14 protein-coding genes and 1 riboswitch are annotated in these 12567 nt (G+C 66.0%); of the genes, 5 read left to right on the top strand and 9 right to left on the bottom strand.

Going from position 1 to position 12567, the window contains the following annotated elements:
• Positions 1–11: 11 nt before the first annotated feature.
• Positions 12–1022, bottom strand: a complete 1011-nt coding sequence (locus tag ACILR9_RS06675) for a Bug family tripartite tricarboxylate transporter substrate binding protein (RefSeq protein ID WP_395709126.1) — start codon at positions 1020–1022, stop codon at positions 12–14.
• 66 nt (positions 1023–1088) lie between these two features.
• Here ACILR9_RS06675 and ACILR9_RS06670 point away from each other — a divergent pair, with 66 nt between their 5' ends.
• The 4 genes from ACILR9_RS06670 (at position 1089) to ACILR9_RS06655 (ending at position 5105) form a co-directional block, all read left to right on the top strand.
• Positions 1089–2297 carry a CaiB/BaiF CoA transferase family protein gene (locus ACILR9_RS06670; protein WP_395709125.1) on the top strand — a complete coding sequence of 403 codons (1209 nt, stop codon included), beginning with the start codon at positions 1089–1091 and terminating at the stop codon, positions 2295–2297.
• A 123-nt stretch (positions 2298–2420) separates the two neighbouring features.
• Positions 2421–3575, top strand: a complete 1155-nt coding sequence (locus tag ACILR9_RS06665; protein WP_395709124.1) for an OpgC family protein — start codon at positions 2421–2423, stop codon at positions 3573–3575.
• Positions 3572–4324 (top strand): SGNH/GDSL hydrolase family protein, encoded by a 753-nt coding sequence (locus ACILR9_RS06660; RefSeq protein ID WP_395709123.1) that lies wholly within the window; start codon positions 3572–3574, stop codon positions 4322–4324. Before ACILR9_RS06665 ends, ACILR9_RS06660 begins: the two co-directional genes overlap by 4 nt.
• Before the next feature lie 4 nt (positions 4325–4328).
• Positions 4329–5105: a cyclase family protein gene (locus tag ACILR9_RS06655; protein ID WP_395709122.1), complete on the top strand. Its 777-nt coding sequence runs from the start codon at positions 4329–4331 to the stop codon at positions 5103–5105.
• A 52-nt stretch (positions 5106–5157) separates the two neighbouring features.
• On the opposite strand, the gene ACILR9_RS06650 is transcribed toward ACILR9_RS06655, so the two are convergent.
• The 5 genes from ACILR9_RS06650 to ACILR9_RS06630 all read right to left on the bottom strand — a co-directional run bounded on the left by ACILR9_RS06650 (position 5158) and on the right by ACILR9_RS06630 (position 8832).
• The gene (locus ACILR9_RS06650; protein WP_395709121.1) at positions 5158–5706 is read right to left on the bottom strand and encodes a carboxymuconolactone decarboxylase family protein; all 549 of its coding nucleotides are present in this window, start codon (positions 5704–5706) and stop codon (positions 5158–5160) included.
• A 50-nt stretch (positions 5707–5756) separates the two neighbouring features.
• Complete coding sequence (locus ACILR9_RS06645) at positions 5757–6380, bottom strand: hypothetical protein (RefSeq protein WP_395709120.1); 624 nt, start codon at positions 6378–6380, stop codon at positions 5757–5759.
• 10 nt (positions 6381–6390) lie between these two features.
• On the bottom strand, positions 6391–7134 hold the full coding sequence (locus ACILR9_RS06640; RefSeq protein ID WP_395709119.1) for an aldolase: 744 nt from the start codon (positions 7132–7134) through the stop codon (positions 6391–6393).
• A gap of 180 nt (positions 7135–7314) precedes the next feature.
• Positions 7315–8043, bottom strand: coding sequence for a DUF1194 domain-containing protein (locus tag ACILR9_RS06635; protein WP_395709118.1), 729 nt, complete (start codon positions 8041–8043; stop codon positions 7315–7317).
• A 114-nt stretch (positions 8044–8157) separates the two neighbouring features.
• A complete protein-coding gene (locus ACILR9_RS06630; protein WP_395709117.1) occupies positions 8158–8832 on the bottom strand; it encodes an RNA recognition motif domain-containing protein in 675 nt (224 codons plus the stop codon).
• Between the two features lie 399 nt (positions 8833–9231).
• On the opposite strand from ACILR9_RS06630, the gene ACILR9_RS06625 reads away from it, so the two are divergent.
• A complete protein-coding gene (locus tag ACILR9_RS06625) occupies positions 9232–10923 on the top strand; it encodes a thiamine pyrophosphate-binding protein (RefSeq protein WP_395709116.1) in 1692 nt (563 codons plus the stop codon).
• On the opposite strand, the gene ACILR9_RS06620 is transcribed toward ACILR9_RS06625, so the two are convergent.
• The 3 genes from ACILR9_RS06620 to ACILR9_RS06610 are packed head-to-tail and all read right to left on the bottom strand — an operon-like array spanning position 10916 to position 12429.
• A complete protein-coding gene (locus ACILR9_RS06620) occupies positions 10916–11731 on the bottom strand; it encodes a phosphotransferase family protein (RefSeq protein ID WP_395709115.1) in 816 nt (271 codons plus the stop codon). The genes ACILR9_RS06625 and ACILR9_RS06620 overlap by 8 nt on opposite strands.
• 30 nt (positions 11732–11761) lie before the next feature.
• Entirely contained in the window at positions 11762–12139 is a 378-nt protein-coding gene (locus ACILR9_RS06615; RefSeq protein ID WP_395709114.1) for a type II toxin-antitoxin system VapC family toxin, read from the bottom strand.
• Positions 12136–12429, bottom strand: coding sequence for a type II toxin-antitoxin system Phd/YefM family antitoxin (locus ACILR9_RS06610; protein WP_395709113.1), 294 nt, complete (start codon positions 12427–12429; stop codon positions 12136–12138). The genes ACILR9_RS06615 and ACILR9_RS06610 overlap by 4 nt, the downstream gene beginning before the upstream one ends.
• Positions 12430–12467: 38 nt before the next feature.
• Positions 12468–12543, top strand: a riboswitch (SAM riboswitch).
• The last annotated feature ends 24 nt before the right edge of the window (positions 12544–12567 follow it).

Here is a 12567-nt window from a genome sequence, read left to right as displayed (position 1 = left end):
TGCGCGTGGGTCTATTGCGGCTCGATGCGCGCGATCCGTACGTAATCCGCCCACTTGGCGCGCTCCTCGCGGTCCTGCGCCGCGCATTGCTCGAGCGTCAGCGGCCTGGCCGTGAGGGCGAACTCGTTGGCCAGCCGATTGGCGATGTCGGGCGAGGTGATGGCCTCGTTGATCAGCGTGTTGAGCTTCTCCTGGATCGGCCGCGCGGTCGCCTTGGCCACCGCGACGGCGAGGAAGCCGGTGGTGGTGAAGCCGGGGAACGTTTCGGCGAGCGTCGGCAGGTCGGGGTAGAGCGGGCTGCGCTGCGGCAGGGTCAGCGCAAGCGGCCGCGCCTTGTTGGCCACGACCTGGCCGCGACCCGCCGTCAGGTCGACGAACATGAACTGGATGGCGCCGGAGTAGAGATCGTTCCAAGCGTTGCCGATCGCCTTGTAGGCGACGCCCTGCCAGTCGACGCCCGCCTGCCTGGCCAGCACCTCGGCGGGAACCTGCGAGCTCGCGTTGAAGTAGCCGAAATTGAGCTTGCCGGGATTGGCCTTGGCGTAGGCCAGCAGGTCGGCCAGCGAGCGGTAGGCACTGTCCGCCGGCACCACCAGGAAGGCGCCGCTCGAGCCGATCACGCCGACCACCTGGAAGTCTTTCTCCGGATCGTAGCCCGGGCTCCTGTACATGTGGATGTTGGCGGCGTTGGTCGAGGTCGTGGCCAGCATCAGCGTATAGCCGTCGGCCGGCGCCGACTTGGCCGCCAGCACGCCGACGATGCCGTTGGCACCCGGCTTGTTCTCGACCACGACCGGCTGTCCGGTCTTGTCCTCGATATACTTCCCAACCAGGCGGGCGGTGATGTCGCCCGATCCGCCGGGGGCGAACGGCACGATGATGCGGATCGGCTTGGCCGGATAAGCAGCGCCATTGGCATCGGCCTGGGCGACGGCGCGGTGTGCGCCGAGGGCCGATACGCCACCGGCGGACGAGGCGATCAGGAGGGCGCGGCGAGAGAGCGTCATGCGGAATGAGGTCATGAAGGCTCAATCTAATGCAATGGCCGCGCATGGACAGCGCGCGGCCCGCAGCCCTACCTTGCGTCCATGTCACAATCAGGCCGGCCACCGCTCAGCGGCATACGCGTCGTCGACTTCTCCCGCGTCATCGCGGGTCCCATGTGCACCCAGATCCTGTCCGACATGGGCGCCGAGGTGCTCAAGATCGAGAATCCCGACGGCGGCGACGACACGCGCAAGGGCGCCGGTCCGCGCGCCGGCGGCGAGCAGGGCGAAAGCCACTTCTTCATGGCCTTCAACAGAGGCAAGCGCAGCGTCGCCCTCGACTTCACCAAGCCCGACGGCCAGGCGGTCGTGCACAAGCTGCTCGCGGCGGCCGACGTCATGGTCCAGAATTTTCGTCCCGGGGTGCTGAAGAAGTACGGCCTCGACTACGAGAGCCTGCAGGCCCGCTATCCGCGGCTGATCTACCTGTCGATCTCGGCCTATGGCCAGAGCGGGCCGCTGTCCGACCGGCCGGGCTACGATCCCGTCCTGCAGGCCGAATCGGGCATGATGAGCGTCAACGGCGAGGCCAATGGCGAGGGCCTGCGCCATGCCATCGCCATCGTCGACACCATGACGGCGATTCATTCGGTGGCGGCGATCAACGCCGCGCTGTTCGCGCGCCACGACACCGGCAAGGGCCAGCACATCGACCTCGCGCTCTACGATACCGCGCTCGCCTCGCTCGGCAACATGGGCTCCTACTACCTGATCGGCGGCGACCAGCCGCGCCGCGCCGGCAACGGCCATTTCGCCTCGGCGCCCAACAGCTCGTTCGAGACCAAGAACGGCAAGATCTACATGGCGGTGGCCAACCAGAAGCTGTTCGCCGACACCTGCAAGGCGATGGGCCATCCCGAGTGGGTGACTGACCCGCGCTTCTCGACCATCGCCCAGCGCGTCGCCAACAAGCCCGAGCTGACACGGCTGATGGAAGAGGTGCTGAAGACCGACACCAAGGAGAACTGGACTCAGAAATTCCGCCATCTGCCGGCGGGGCCGATCCGCACCATGAAGGAGGCGCTCGACGAGCCTGAGGTCAAGCGCCGCGGCATGCTCAAGACCTACCAGCACAGCCGCGTCGGCACGGTGCCGCTGATCGGCTCGAACTACCACTTCTCCGATACGCCGGTCGACGACAGCCGGCCGCCACCGGCGCTGGGCGAGCACACCGACCGCGTGCTTCAGGACATCGCCGGCCTCAGCGCCGCCGAGGTCGAGGCGCTGCGCGCGAAGAAGGTGATTGGCTGAGCCTTGTGGACCGGCGCCTCGCCCGCTCGGAAGGAGGAGCGGACGAGCCGCCGCGGGCCGCAAGAAAATCTCAGGATGGCGCGTGTAGCCGCACCGCCTCGCCTGCGATACCAATAGCCGGCCATGGCCGTCCTGCCCGTCATTGCCTCAGGCCGCGACATCCGGCTCGACCTGTTCCGCGGCCTGGCGCTGTGGTTCATCTTCGTCGACCACATTCCGACCAACATCGTGAGCTGGCTGACCGTGCGCAATTACGGGTTCAGCGATGCCACGGAGATCTTCGTCTTCATCTCAGGCTATACCGCCGTCATTGCCTACGCCCGCATGATGGAGCGCGAAGGCTGGGTAAGGGCGGCGGCGCGCATCTACCGCCGGGTATGGCAGCTCTACGTCGCCCACATCCTGCTGTTCGTCGCCTTCACGGCGCAGGTAGCCTGGGTCTCGATCGCCCGCGACACACCGTCGCTGATCGACGAGATGGAGCTGCTCGGGTTCGGCCAGAACCCCTATCAGGCCATCCTCGAGGCGGCGCTGCTCAAGTTCCGGCCGGTCAATCTCGACGTCCTGCCGCTCTACATCGTGCTGCTGGCGGCTTTCCCTTTCGTGCTGCCGGCCATCGTGCGCTGGCCGCTGGCCGTCATCGCCGTCTCCTTGGGCCTGTATGGCGTCACCTGCCACTATTCCTGGAACCTGCCGGCCTATCCCGACGGCAAGGTCTGGTACTTCAACCCCATGGCCTGGCAGGTCGTGTTCTATGTCGGCGCCTGTTGCGCGGTGCTCGGCAAGGAACTCGCCTGGCTCGACCGCATTCGCTGGCCGTTGGCCGTGCTGGCCATCTTATATTTGCTGTTTTCCGCGTTCATAGCGCTGTCTTGGCACTACAATTCCATCGAGCGGCTGGTGCCCGCCTGGGTCGCCCGGGTGATCTACCCGATCGACAAGACCAATATTGACATCCTGCGCTTCATGCATTTCTTGGCAATTGCTTGGCTGGTCCGCATGGCCGTTCCCGCCAACGCGTCCGTTCTAAAGTGGCGTGCGTTCGAGCCATTTCGCAGATGCGGGGAGCAATCCTTGCTTATATTCTGCCTGGGTACGTTTCTTGCGCTGTCTGGACAGGTAATCGTCAGTCATTTCGAGGAATCCTTGCTGTCGCAAATTGGGGTGAGCGTCGGGGGAATCGTCATCATGTGCTGTGCCGCCTACATGGCGGCTTGGTTCAAGGGTGGAGGACCTACAAGAGGACGGACGCCGACCACGGCGGGGGCCATGCCATGAGCCGTCGGCTGTGGCGATCCTGGCTGGCGCTGGGGGCGGCGCTCGCGCTTCTCCTCCCCGGCGCCGCGTGGCCTCAATCCATGACTCTCTGCCGGGCCAAGCCGCAGTTGCTGGAGCTCGGCAGCCAGCTCACCATCGCCCGCAAGGCGATCGCCACCCGCAAGCAGCTGCGCATCATCGCCCTCGGCTCCTCGTCGACGTCTGGCTACGGTGTTTCCAATCCCGCCTTCGCCTATCCGGCCCAGCTGAAAATGGGACTTGAGAAGGCACTGCCCGGCGTCGACGTCGACGTCTTCAACCGCGGCATCGGCGGTCAGGACGTCGAGGAGATGGCGGCGCGCATGCGCGCCGAGATGGAGGGCAATCCGGCCTCGCTGGTGGTGTGGCAGACCGGGACCAACGCCGCCATCCGCCAGATGCCGCTCGACAAGTTCGAGCGCTGGCTGCGCGGCGGCCTCACGCTCGGCAAGTCGCTCGGGTCGGACTTCGTGCTGATGAACCTGCAGTACGTGCCGGCGGTCGTCGCGGCGGCCGACAAGGAGGCCTACGAGAAGGTCATGGCGGCGGCGGCCCGCGAGTACGACGCCGGCCTGTTCCGCCGCTTCGACATCATGCGTGCCTGGTACGAGGACGGCATGCCGTATGCGCAGTTCGTGCAGCTCGACGGCCTGCACCTCAACGATTTCGGCCAGAAGTGCATTGGCAAGCTGCTCACCCGGGCAATCCTCAACTCTCTTACCGGTCCCTGATACGATGTCCCGTCGTTTCGTCGATCTTTCGATCTATCTCGAGAACGACGTGATCTCCGATCCCGTCCCGTTCAACCCCAAGATCCAGTATCACAGGCACGAGAATACGGCGGCGCAGATCGCCGGCTTCTTTCCCGGGCTGAAGAAGGAAGACCTGCCCGACGGCGCCGGCTGGGCGGTCGAGAACGTCACCCTGTCGACGCACAACGGCACGCATCTCGACGCGCCCTATCATTTCCATCCGACCATGAACAAGGGCGAGCGCGCCATCACCATCGACGAGGTGCCGCTCGAATGGTGCTTCCAGCCCGGCGTCAAGCTCGACTTCCGCGCCAAGGAGGACGGCCACGTCATCACCGTCCGGGAGATCGAGGAGGAGCTGGCGCGCATCGGCCACGACCTGAAGCCGCTCGAGATCGTCGTCGTCAACACGCGGGCGGGCTCGCGCTACGGCAACGCCGACTACGTCAATGCCGGGTGCGGCATGGGCTACGACGCCACCATGTACCTGCTGGAACGCGGCATCCGCCTCACCGGCACCGACGCCTGGAGCTGGGACGCGCCATTCTACTTCACTGCGCAGAAATGGGCGCGCGACCACGATCCGTCGATCATCTGGGAAGGCCACAAGGCGGGCCGCGACATCGGCTACTGCCATCTCGAGAAGCTGCACAATCTCGAGGCGCTGCCGCCCGACGGCTTCACCATCGCCTGCTTCCCGCACAAGATCCGTGGCGCCTCGGCCGGCTGGACCCGCGCCGTCGCGATCTTCGAGGAGTGATTTCCGACTGCCTCAATCCCTCCCCCGTCACCGGGGGAGGGCAAGAGATGCGTCAGGCCAGTGGCTCGGGCTCGCCCGGCGGCAAGGGCATCTCGAAGACGTTGAGCGTCATCGACACCAACATGTAGTAGCCGCACACGCCCACCAGATCGACCACGCCCTGCTCGCCGAAGGCGTCGACGGCGCGCTTGTAGTTGGCCTGGGCCACGCGGTTGGTCTCGAGATACTCGGTGACGAAATCGTAGACGATGCGCTCGGACTCGCGCGTGAAGGGCGGCGTGGCGCGCGTCCGGATCGCCTCGACGATCCCGGCCGGGAGGCCCGCCTGCCTGGCGAGCCGGGCATGGGCGTAGAACTCGTACTGCGCCTTGAAGTGTCGGCCGACCAGGCAGATCGCCAGCTCGCTGAGATCGTTCGGCAACGAGTTGTTGAAGCGGCAATATTCGCCGAGCTTCTGGGCGCGATCGGCCAGGGTGGGGCTGCGCAGCCAAGGCTCGAACGGACCGCGCAGGCCGCCGCGCGGTCCGGACACGATCGCGTCGGCGACCTTCTTCTGTTCAGGCGTGAGCTTGTCGAGGTCGAGCGGAGCCAGGCGCGGCATGAAGGGGGGGATCCTTCTGTTGAGCAGGACGGTTGGAACGGAGAGAACGGTCAGAACGGGCAGCCGGCGTCGCCGGTCATGCTCCGGTCGGCATTGTCGAAGATACGGTTGATGATGGCGTTGCCGGCGCGCTCCGCCTTTTCCGCCTGCGTGGTGCACGACCCGGTCGCCGTCCACAGCACCTTGCCGCCTTCGGTGGTGTAGAGGGTGAGCGTGATGCGCAGGGTCGGGCCGGCCGGAACCGGAGAGACGCCGTCGCGACGATTGATCGTGTTGGACGGCAGCTCGATGCGCGGGTTGGAGCCGGGCGGTGCATAATCGGGCTGGCCGCCGATCGTCCCCCGGTCGCGACCGGTGCCGCCCGAGAGGTCGAAGTAGGTCACGTCCATGCGCATGACGTTGCCCCCGCTGAACCCCACCTCGTTGCCGCGCTGCGACAGGCGCACCATCACCTGGCGTCGCAGCTCGCGCGACAAGTGGGTGTCCGAGGTGAGCTGCACGGCGACCTTGCTCCTGGGGATCTTCTGGTAGGCCTTGACCTCCATCTCGCCGAGCTTGGGGCCCTGGCTGACGCCCGGCACGCTCTGTGCCGAGAGCGGCGTTGCCGTCGCCGTCACCAGGATGAAGGCCAGGCTCGCGAGCGGACCGGCACCGGTGCGCAGGGTGAAAGGCATGGCGACTCCCTCAGGCGGCCAACCGGCGCCAGCCCGGTTCGTCCCGATCCAGCAAGCGCTTCAGAGATTCGAAATGCAGGATGGCCTGCTGCGCTTCCCCGGCGATCTGGTTGGCGGTGTGCTCGGCCAGAGCCGCGTCGATGTTGTGCAGCGGTCGGCCGGTCTGCATCGCCAGCACCTGCACCATGGCGGTACGCTCGAGGTAGTAGAGCTCGTCGTAGGCTTGGGCCACCGTCGGCCCGGTGACGATCACCCCGTGGTTGCGCAGGAACAGGATGTCCTTGTCGGCCAGCGCCTGGCACATGCGATCGCCTTCCTCCGCCGACAGCGCCACGCCGGAATATTCCTCGTCGTAGGCAATGCGGTTCCAGTAGCGGAAGGCGTTCTGGGTGCACATCTCGATCCTGCCGTCGCGGATCGAGGTCAGCGCCGTGGCGTAGGGCATGTGGGTGTGCAGCACGACCTTGGCGCGCGGGTTGCCGGCGTGCAGGCGGGCATGGATGAAGAAGGCGGTCGGCTCGACGGCATAGCGCCCCTCGACGATGTTGCCCGCGCCATCGGCGATCACGAGATCGGCCGGCGTGATCTCCGACCAGTGCAGGCCTTGCGGATTGACCAGGAACAAGTCGTCTCGACCGGGCACCGCCATGCTGAAATGGTTGCACACGCCCTCGTTCAGGCCATGACGCACCGCCGCCCTGAGCGCCGTCGTCAGGTCGAGCCGCGCCTGGCTCACTGGGTCGTTGGGCAGCATCGATCGAGGCTCCTTGGCAAGAAACGCGAATTGCCCGGCGATGATGCGGCCAAGCAAGTATCGCGGCCAAGTGAAATCGCCACTCCGCGGCGCTGCACATCTCCATTCCTCATTCATTCTCCTTCCCAGCTTCGCTGGGGAGGAGATGAAAAGCGCACCAGATGCGAATGCCCCGCGGCATCAGCCGGGGTGCGAGCCAGTCGTCGTGCCGATCGACGAAATCTCGCGCACGAGCTTGGTGCGCACGGCGCGACCGAAATGGTCGAAATTGTCGGCCACGATCATGAACGAGCCCGACCCGCCGATCACGTTCTCCTCGTAGTATTTGTCGAGCAGGAGATCGGGCGGTCGACCGAAATTGCTGCGATTCATCATCACCGGCAGGCCGTTCACGACGATGCCTTGCGCCACCAACCGGTCGCGCACCAACTCCGCCGGCGGACCGTCGTTGGTGCGGCCATCGCCCGAAACGTCGATGACGCGTCGCTTGGAGATGAAGCCCGATCCGTCGAAGCGCTGGCCGGCATGAGCGAGCGCGGCGCCGACCGCCGTCCAGCTCTGCGACTGGCGTGGCGCTTCGCTGAGCTTCTCGGCGAAGCTTCGCGCTGCGCCCGGGCTGTCGATCACTGTCCAGTCGATCACCACGACCTGGTAGTGCGTGCCCGCCCATTCGGTGTAGCAGAGCGCAATGCGCCTGTGCTCGCCTGACAGGATGGCGTCGATGGTGCGATCATTGGTCAGCGCCTCGACATAGCCGCGCCGTTGCAGCTCGGCTTCGACCTCGTCGATTGATCGCGAGACGTCGACCGCCAGGACGAGCTGCAGGTCGACCGGCAAGTCAGCCGCCCTGACCGGCGCAGGTGCGGCCAAGGCCACCAGGGAGCCCACGAGCGCGGTGCGTCGCTTCATCTCGATCTCCTGACCTTCAGGTCGGACCAGTCTAGCACCGCCCGCGGGCGGGCAAACAAAAACGCCGGAGGAAGAACCTCCGGCGTTTCCGTCCCAGAATCTGGAAGACAGACCCTATTGGTCGTCGTCGAAGCCGCGTTTGCGGGGCTCGTAGTCGCGCTCTCGCCGCGGGCGATCGGCGCCGCCACCGCCCGGGCCGCCTTCGCGCCGACGCGGCGGACGACCGAAATCGCCACCCGCACCGCCTCCGCCGCCGTCGAGGCCGCCGCTCGGCGGGCCGCCGGAGAAATCGGCGCGGCGATCACGCATCGGGCCGCCGTCGCCACCACCGCCGCCGCCCCGGTAGCCACCGCCACCGCCACCGCCGCCGTAGCCACCACCACCACCACCGCCGCGATAGCCACCGCCACCGCCGCCGCCGTAGCCACCACCACCGCCGCCGCCATAGGGCGGACGCGGGCCGCGCGGACGGAAGCCGCCGCCTTCGCGGCCACCACCACCACCGCCGCCGCCAAATCCGCCGCCGCCGCCACCGCCGGGCTGACGCTCGACAGCTTCGCGCACCGCGATCGAGCGGCCGTCCAGCAACGCGCCGTTCATGGCCTGCATGGCCGACGCACCTTGGTCATCCGTTTCCATTTCGAGGAAGGCGAAGCCGCGGCTGCGGCCGGTCTCGCGATCGACGATCACCTTTGAAGAAGTAACGGTGCCGAACTGAGAGAAGGCTTCCGACAAACGCTCAGACGTGACCGAATAGGGCAGGTTGCCCACAAACAATTTACGACTCATTCGAAGCTCGGGGCTGGAGGAAAGTTAGAGCGGAATCCGGCGCGCGCTTGCTGGACGACTGGGCCCAAGCGTTTCGTCGACATTTGACAGATGACCAAGAAGCTCACGGAAAGACGTTGACCGGAAATCGCGCCCCGCGACTGTGCCGATTCCCTCGGCCAGTGTCGCAATGCCGCACTTTATGCGCTGTTTCACCGGAGGTGTCCACCATTGAGCGAGGGTTGAGATCGCACCAACGCGGTAAGACAATCAGTCTGTAAATTGGAGGATTGTCCATGATCGTCGACCACCGCACCTACGAGTTGCAGCCCGGCAGGCTGCGCGAGTTTCTCGCGCTCTACGAGAAAGACAAGATATTGGTGCCAACCTCCTTCTCACCCACGAAGTAAGGGATCGATCATGACCACGGCCCGTCCGCGTCGCAGCGGCGCACAGGTTCTGATCGACCAGTTGCGCATCCATGGCACCGACACGATTTTCGGCGTTCCGGGCGAGAGCTATCTCGCCGCGCTCGACGCGCTGTACGCTCAGCGCAACTCGATCCGCTACATCATCTGCCGCCAGGAAGGCGGCGCCGCCAACATGGCCGAGGCCTACGGCAAGCTCACCGGCAAGCCGGGTGTCTGTTTCGTGACACGCGGCCCGGGCGCCACCAACGCCAGCATCGGCCTGCACACCGGCTTTCAGGATTCGACCCCGATGATCCTGCTGGTCGGCCAAGTCGGCCGCGAGCAGTTCGACCGCGAGGCGTTCCAGGAGATCGACTACCGGCGCATGTTCGGCCAGATGGCCAAGTGGGTGGCCCAGATCGAGGATGCCCGGCGCATCCCCGAGCTGGTGAGCCAGGCCTTCCATCGTGCCCTCAACGGCCGCCCCGGCCCGGTCGTGCTCGCCCTGCCCGAGGACATGCTGACTGACGAGGTCGAGGTCGCCGACGCCGGCCCCTACAAAATCGCGCGCGGGGCACCGTCGACCGCCGACATGGCGACGCTGCGCGGGATGCTCGCCGAGGCCCGGCAGCCGATGGTGATCGTGGGCGGTGGCGGCTGGAGCCGCGAGGCCTGCGCCGACATGACCGCCTTCGCCGTGGCCAACGGACTGCCGGTGACGACGGCGTTCCGCAACCAGGACCTGATCGACAATCGTCATCCCAATTTCGTCGGCGACCTCGGCATCGGCGTCAATCCACCGCTCGGCAAGCGCCTCAAGGACAGCGACCTGATCCTGGCGGTCGGTCCGCGGCTCGGCGAGGCGACGACCGGCGGCTACACGCTGTTCGATCTGCCGGTGCCTGCGCAGCCGCTGGTCCATGTCCATGCCAGCGCCGAGGAACTGGGCCGCGTCTACCAAGCCGTCCTGCCGATCAACAGCGGCATGGCCAACTTCGCCGCCGCCGCCCGAGCCATGAAGCCGGTCGACGGCTCGCGCTGGAAGGCCAATCTCGAAGGCGCGCGCGCCGACTACCTGAAGAACATCGAGCCGAACCAGCAGCCTGGCGCGGTCAATGTCACCGAGATCGTCGCCTGGCTGAACAAGCGCCTGCCCGACGACGCCATCGTCACCAACGGCGCCGGCAACTACGCCGCTTTCCTGCACCGCTTCTTCCAGTATCGCGGCTTCAAGAGCCAGCTCGCGCCGACCAGCGGCGCCATGGGCTATGGCGTGCCGGCCTCGGTCGCCGCCAAGATCGCCGCGCCGGATCGCATGGTGGTGTCGTTCGCCGGCGACGGCTGCTTCCTGATGAACGGCCAGGAGTTCGCTACCGCCGTCCAGCATGGCGCCAACGTGGTGATCGTGGTCGTCGACAATGGCATGTACGGCACCATCCGCATGCACCAGGAGCGCGAGTACCCGACGCGCGTGCACGGCACCGAGCTCAAGAACCCCGACTTCGCCGCCTATGCGCGCGCTTTCGGCGGCCATGGCGAGACGGTCGACAAGACGGCCGACTTCGCCGCCGCCTTCGAGCGCGCCGTGGCAGCGGGCAAGCCCGCCATCATCCACCTCAAGACCGATCCCGAGGCGCTCACCTCGCGTATCACCTTGAGCAAGCTGCGCGAGCAGTCGCTGGCCCGGCAGAAGCTCAACTGAAGGCTTGCCGGTGGCGCGCCACTCCGGTGGCGCGTCTTCCGTGGAGACGCATGGCAATCGCATTTGGCAAAAAAGCTGTCATCCCGAGCGAAGCTGCCCGGAGGGCCGCGCAGTCGAGGGACCTTTCTGCGCCCGTAGCCACAGGAAAGTTGCCCGGATGGAAGTCGTAATGGCAGAGACACGGCGTTGCGCATCCGTCGAGCAGCGCCGCACGGCGCGCAACGTAGTCGTTGAGGCGTGCCGCGATCTGCGGCGTACCGCCGAGGGTGGAGAATCCGTCGAGCTTGCGGTCGAACTGGGATGACATGTACGCGCGATTGGTCGCAAACGGCGTCACCACGCCCTCGGCTCCGATATAGCCGAAGCTCTCCAGCGGGATGGCGTGGATGTCGCGCAGCAGCCTTCCCATCTCCGCGTAGATCGCAAAGCACTCCGGCTCGGAGAGGTCGCGTTCGTGGTCGGCCAGGCTGGACCCAGCCAATCGATCCATGACGACGTAGTTGAACGCAATCAGCGATTTGGAATCATCGGCAAGCAGGATGCGCGACACCGGTGCGGCGAGGCGGTGAGCGCTCAAGAGAGCCGCGACCGTGATCTCCTTCTTCATCTTCCACTGCAGGGTGTCAGGATAGATCTTGATCACCAGGCCGGGCCGGCCATCCGCGAGCTCGACGTCGAACACGGCGCTGATCTCGCCACGCCCGAAAGCTGACAGGCGCGCGACGCGGCGTCCCGGCGCCGCTCGATCGACGATCGACTGTGCCTGGGCGTCGGTGAGCAAGAGGGCCGGCTTCAACATGACGGTCATGACGGCCGATCCTATGATCGTGCCGTTCGGTCATGCCGTGAGCAGCGGCACGCCGTAGGCCGGAAAGTGTCGATCGCGCGTGACGATCGTCAGCTCTTCCTCGATCGCCTGCGCGATGATCATCCGGTCGAACGGATCGCGATGATGAAAGGGCAGGGAGCCGACCCGATCGACGTGCGCCAGCGTGATCGACAGCAGCGCCGCGGCCATGCCGTCGACCGCTGCCTCGAGCCTTTCCGGCAAGACGAGCTTGCCGCGCGACATCTTGATGGTGATCTCCCAGATGGAAGCAATGCTGACGAAACGATCGTTATCGGGATCCTGGAGCGCCCGACGTGCCTCTGATGACAGGACAGTGGGCTCGGTTGCCATCCAGATCAACGCATTCGAGTCGATCAGAAGCTTCAAGAGTCGTCGGCCTCCTTGAGGACATCGAACATCTCCTCGATTTCCCTGTCGGTCTCCTCGGAATCCCAACCGGGTCTGAGTTCGACCTTGCCTGCCCACATGCCGAGCCGCGGTACCTTGCGCGTCGGTTCGAACGCGGTCAGGCGCGCCACGGGCTTGCCGGCCTGGCAGATGACGATTTCCTCGCCCGCCCGCACCGCCGCAATCAGCTTGGAGAGCTGGGTCTTGGCCTCGTGGGTGTTGACGTACTTCATCTTAGCCAACTTAGCTAAGCAGGCTGCCGTCTTCAAGATCGCGCTTGCCCTCGCCTGCGGTCGATACTATAGACCCACGTCATCGTGGGATTTGGGCCGACCGGCTTGCGACCACGTTAAACATCGCTAAAAGGTCGGAGTGCTCGCAAAGCCCCCGCCCTTTTCGGTCGGGGG

It is taken from the genome of Reyranella sp. (assembly GCF_044224635.1).
Classification (GTDB): domain Bacteria; phylum Pseudomonadota; class Alphaproteobacteria; order Reyranellales; family Reyranellaceae; genus Reyranella.
This window is presented reverse-complemented; position numbering and strand designations above follow the sequence as displayed.

Bases quoted from the DNA above. Each gene is read 5' to 3' on its own strand.
- ACILR9_RS06655 (WP_395709122.1), top strand. From the start codon at position 4,329: ATGTCCCGTCGTTTCGTCGATCTTTCGATCTATCTCGAGAACGACGTG.
- ACILR9_RS06670 (WP_395709125.1), top strand. From the start codon at position 1,089: ATGTCACAATCAGGCCGGCCACCGCTCAGCGGCATACGCGTCGTCGAC.
- ACILR9_RS06620 (WP_395709115.1), bottom strand. From the start codon at position 11,731: ATGACCGTCATGTTGAAGCCGGCCCTCTTGCTCACCGACGCCCAGGCA.
- ACILR9_RS06650 (WP_395709121.1), bottom strand. From the start codon at position 5,706: ATGCCGCGCCTGGCTCCGCTCGACCTCGACAAGCTCACGCCTGAACAG.
- ACILR9_RS06665 (WP_395709124.1), top strand. From the start codon at position 2,421: ATGGCCGTCCTGCCCGTCATTGCCTCAGGCCGCGACATCCGGCTCGAC.
- ACILR9_RS06675 (WP_395709126.1), bottom strand. From the start codon at position 1,022: ATGACCTCATTCCGCATGACGCTCTCTCGCCGCGCCCTCCTGATCGCC.
- ACILR9_RS06630 (WP_395709117.1), bottom strand. From the start codon at position 8,832: ATGAGTCGTAAATTGTTTGTGGGCAACCTGCCCTATTCGGTCACGTCT.
- ACILR9_RS06635 (WP_395709118.1), bottom strand. From the start codon at position 8,043: ATGAAGCGACGCACCGCGCTCGTGGGCTCCCTGGTGGCCTTGGCCGCA.
- ACILR9_RS06645 (WP_395709120.1), bottom strand. From the start codon at position 6,380: ATGCCTTTCACCCTGCGCACCGGTGCCGGTCCGCTCGCGAGCCTGGCC.
- ACILR9_RS06660 (WP_395709123.1), top strand. From the start codon at position 3,572: ATGAGCCGTCGGCTGTGGCGATCCTGGCTGGCGCTGGGGGCGGCGCTC.
- ACILR9_RS06640 (WP_395709119.1), bottom strand. From the start codon at position 7,134: ATGCTGCCCAACGACCCAGTGAGCCAGGCGCGGCTCGACCTGACGACG.
- ACILR9_RS06625 (WP_395709116.1), top strand. From the start codon at position 9,232: ATGACCACGGCCCGTCCGCGTCGCAGCGGCGCACAGGTTCTGATCGAC.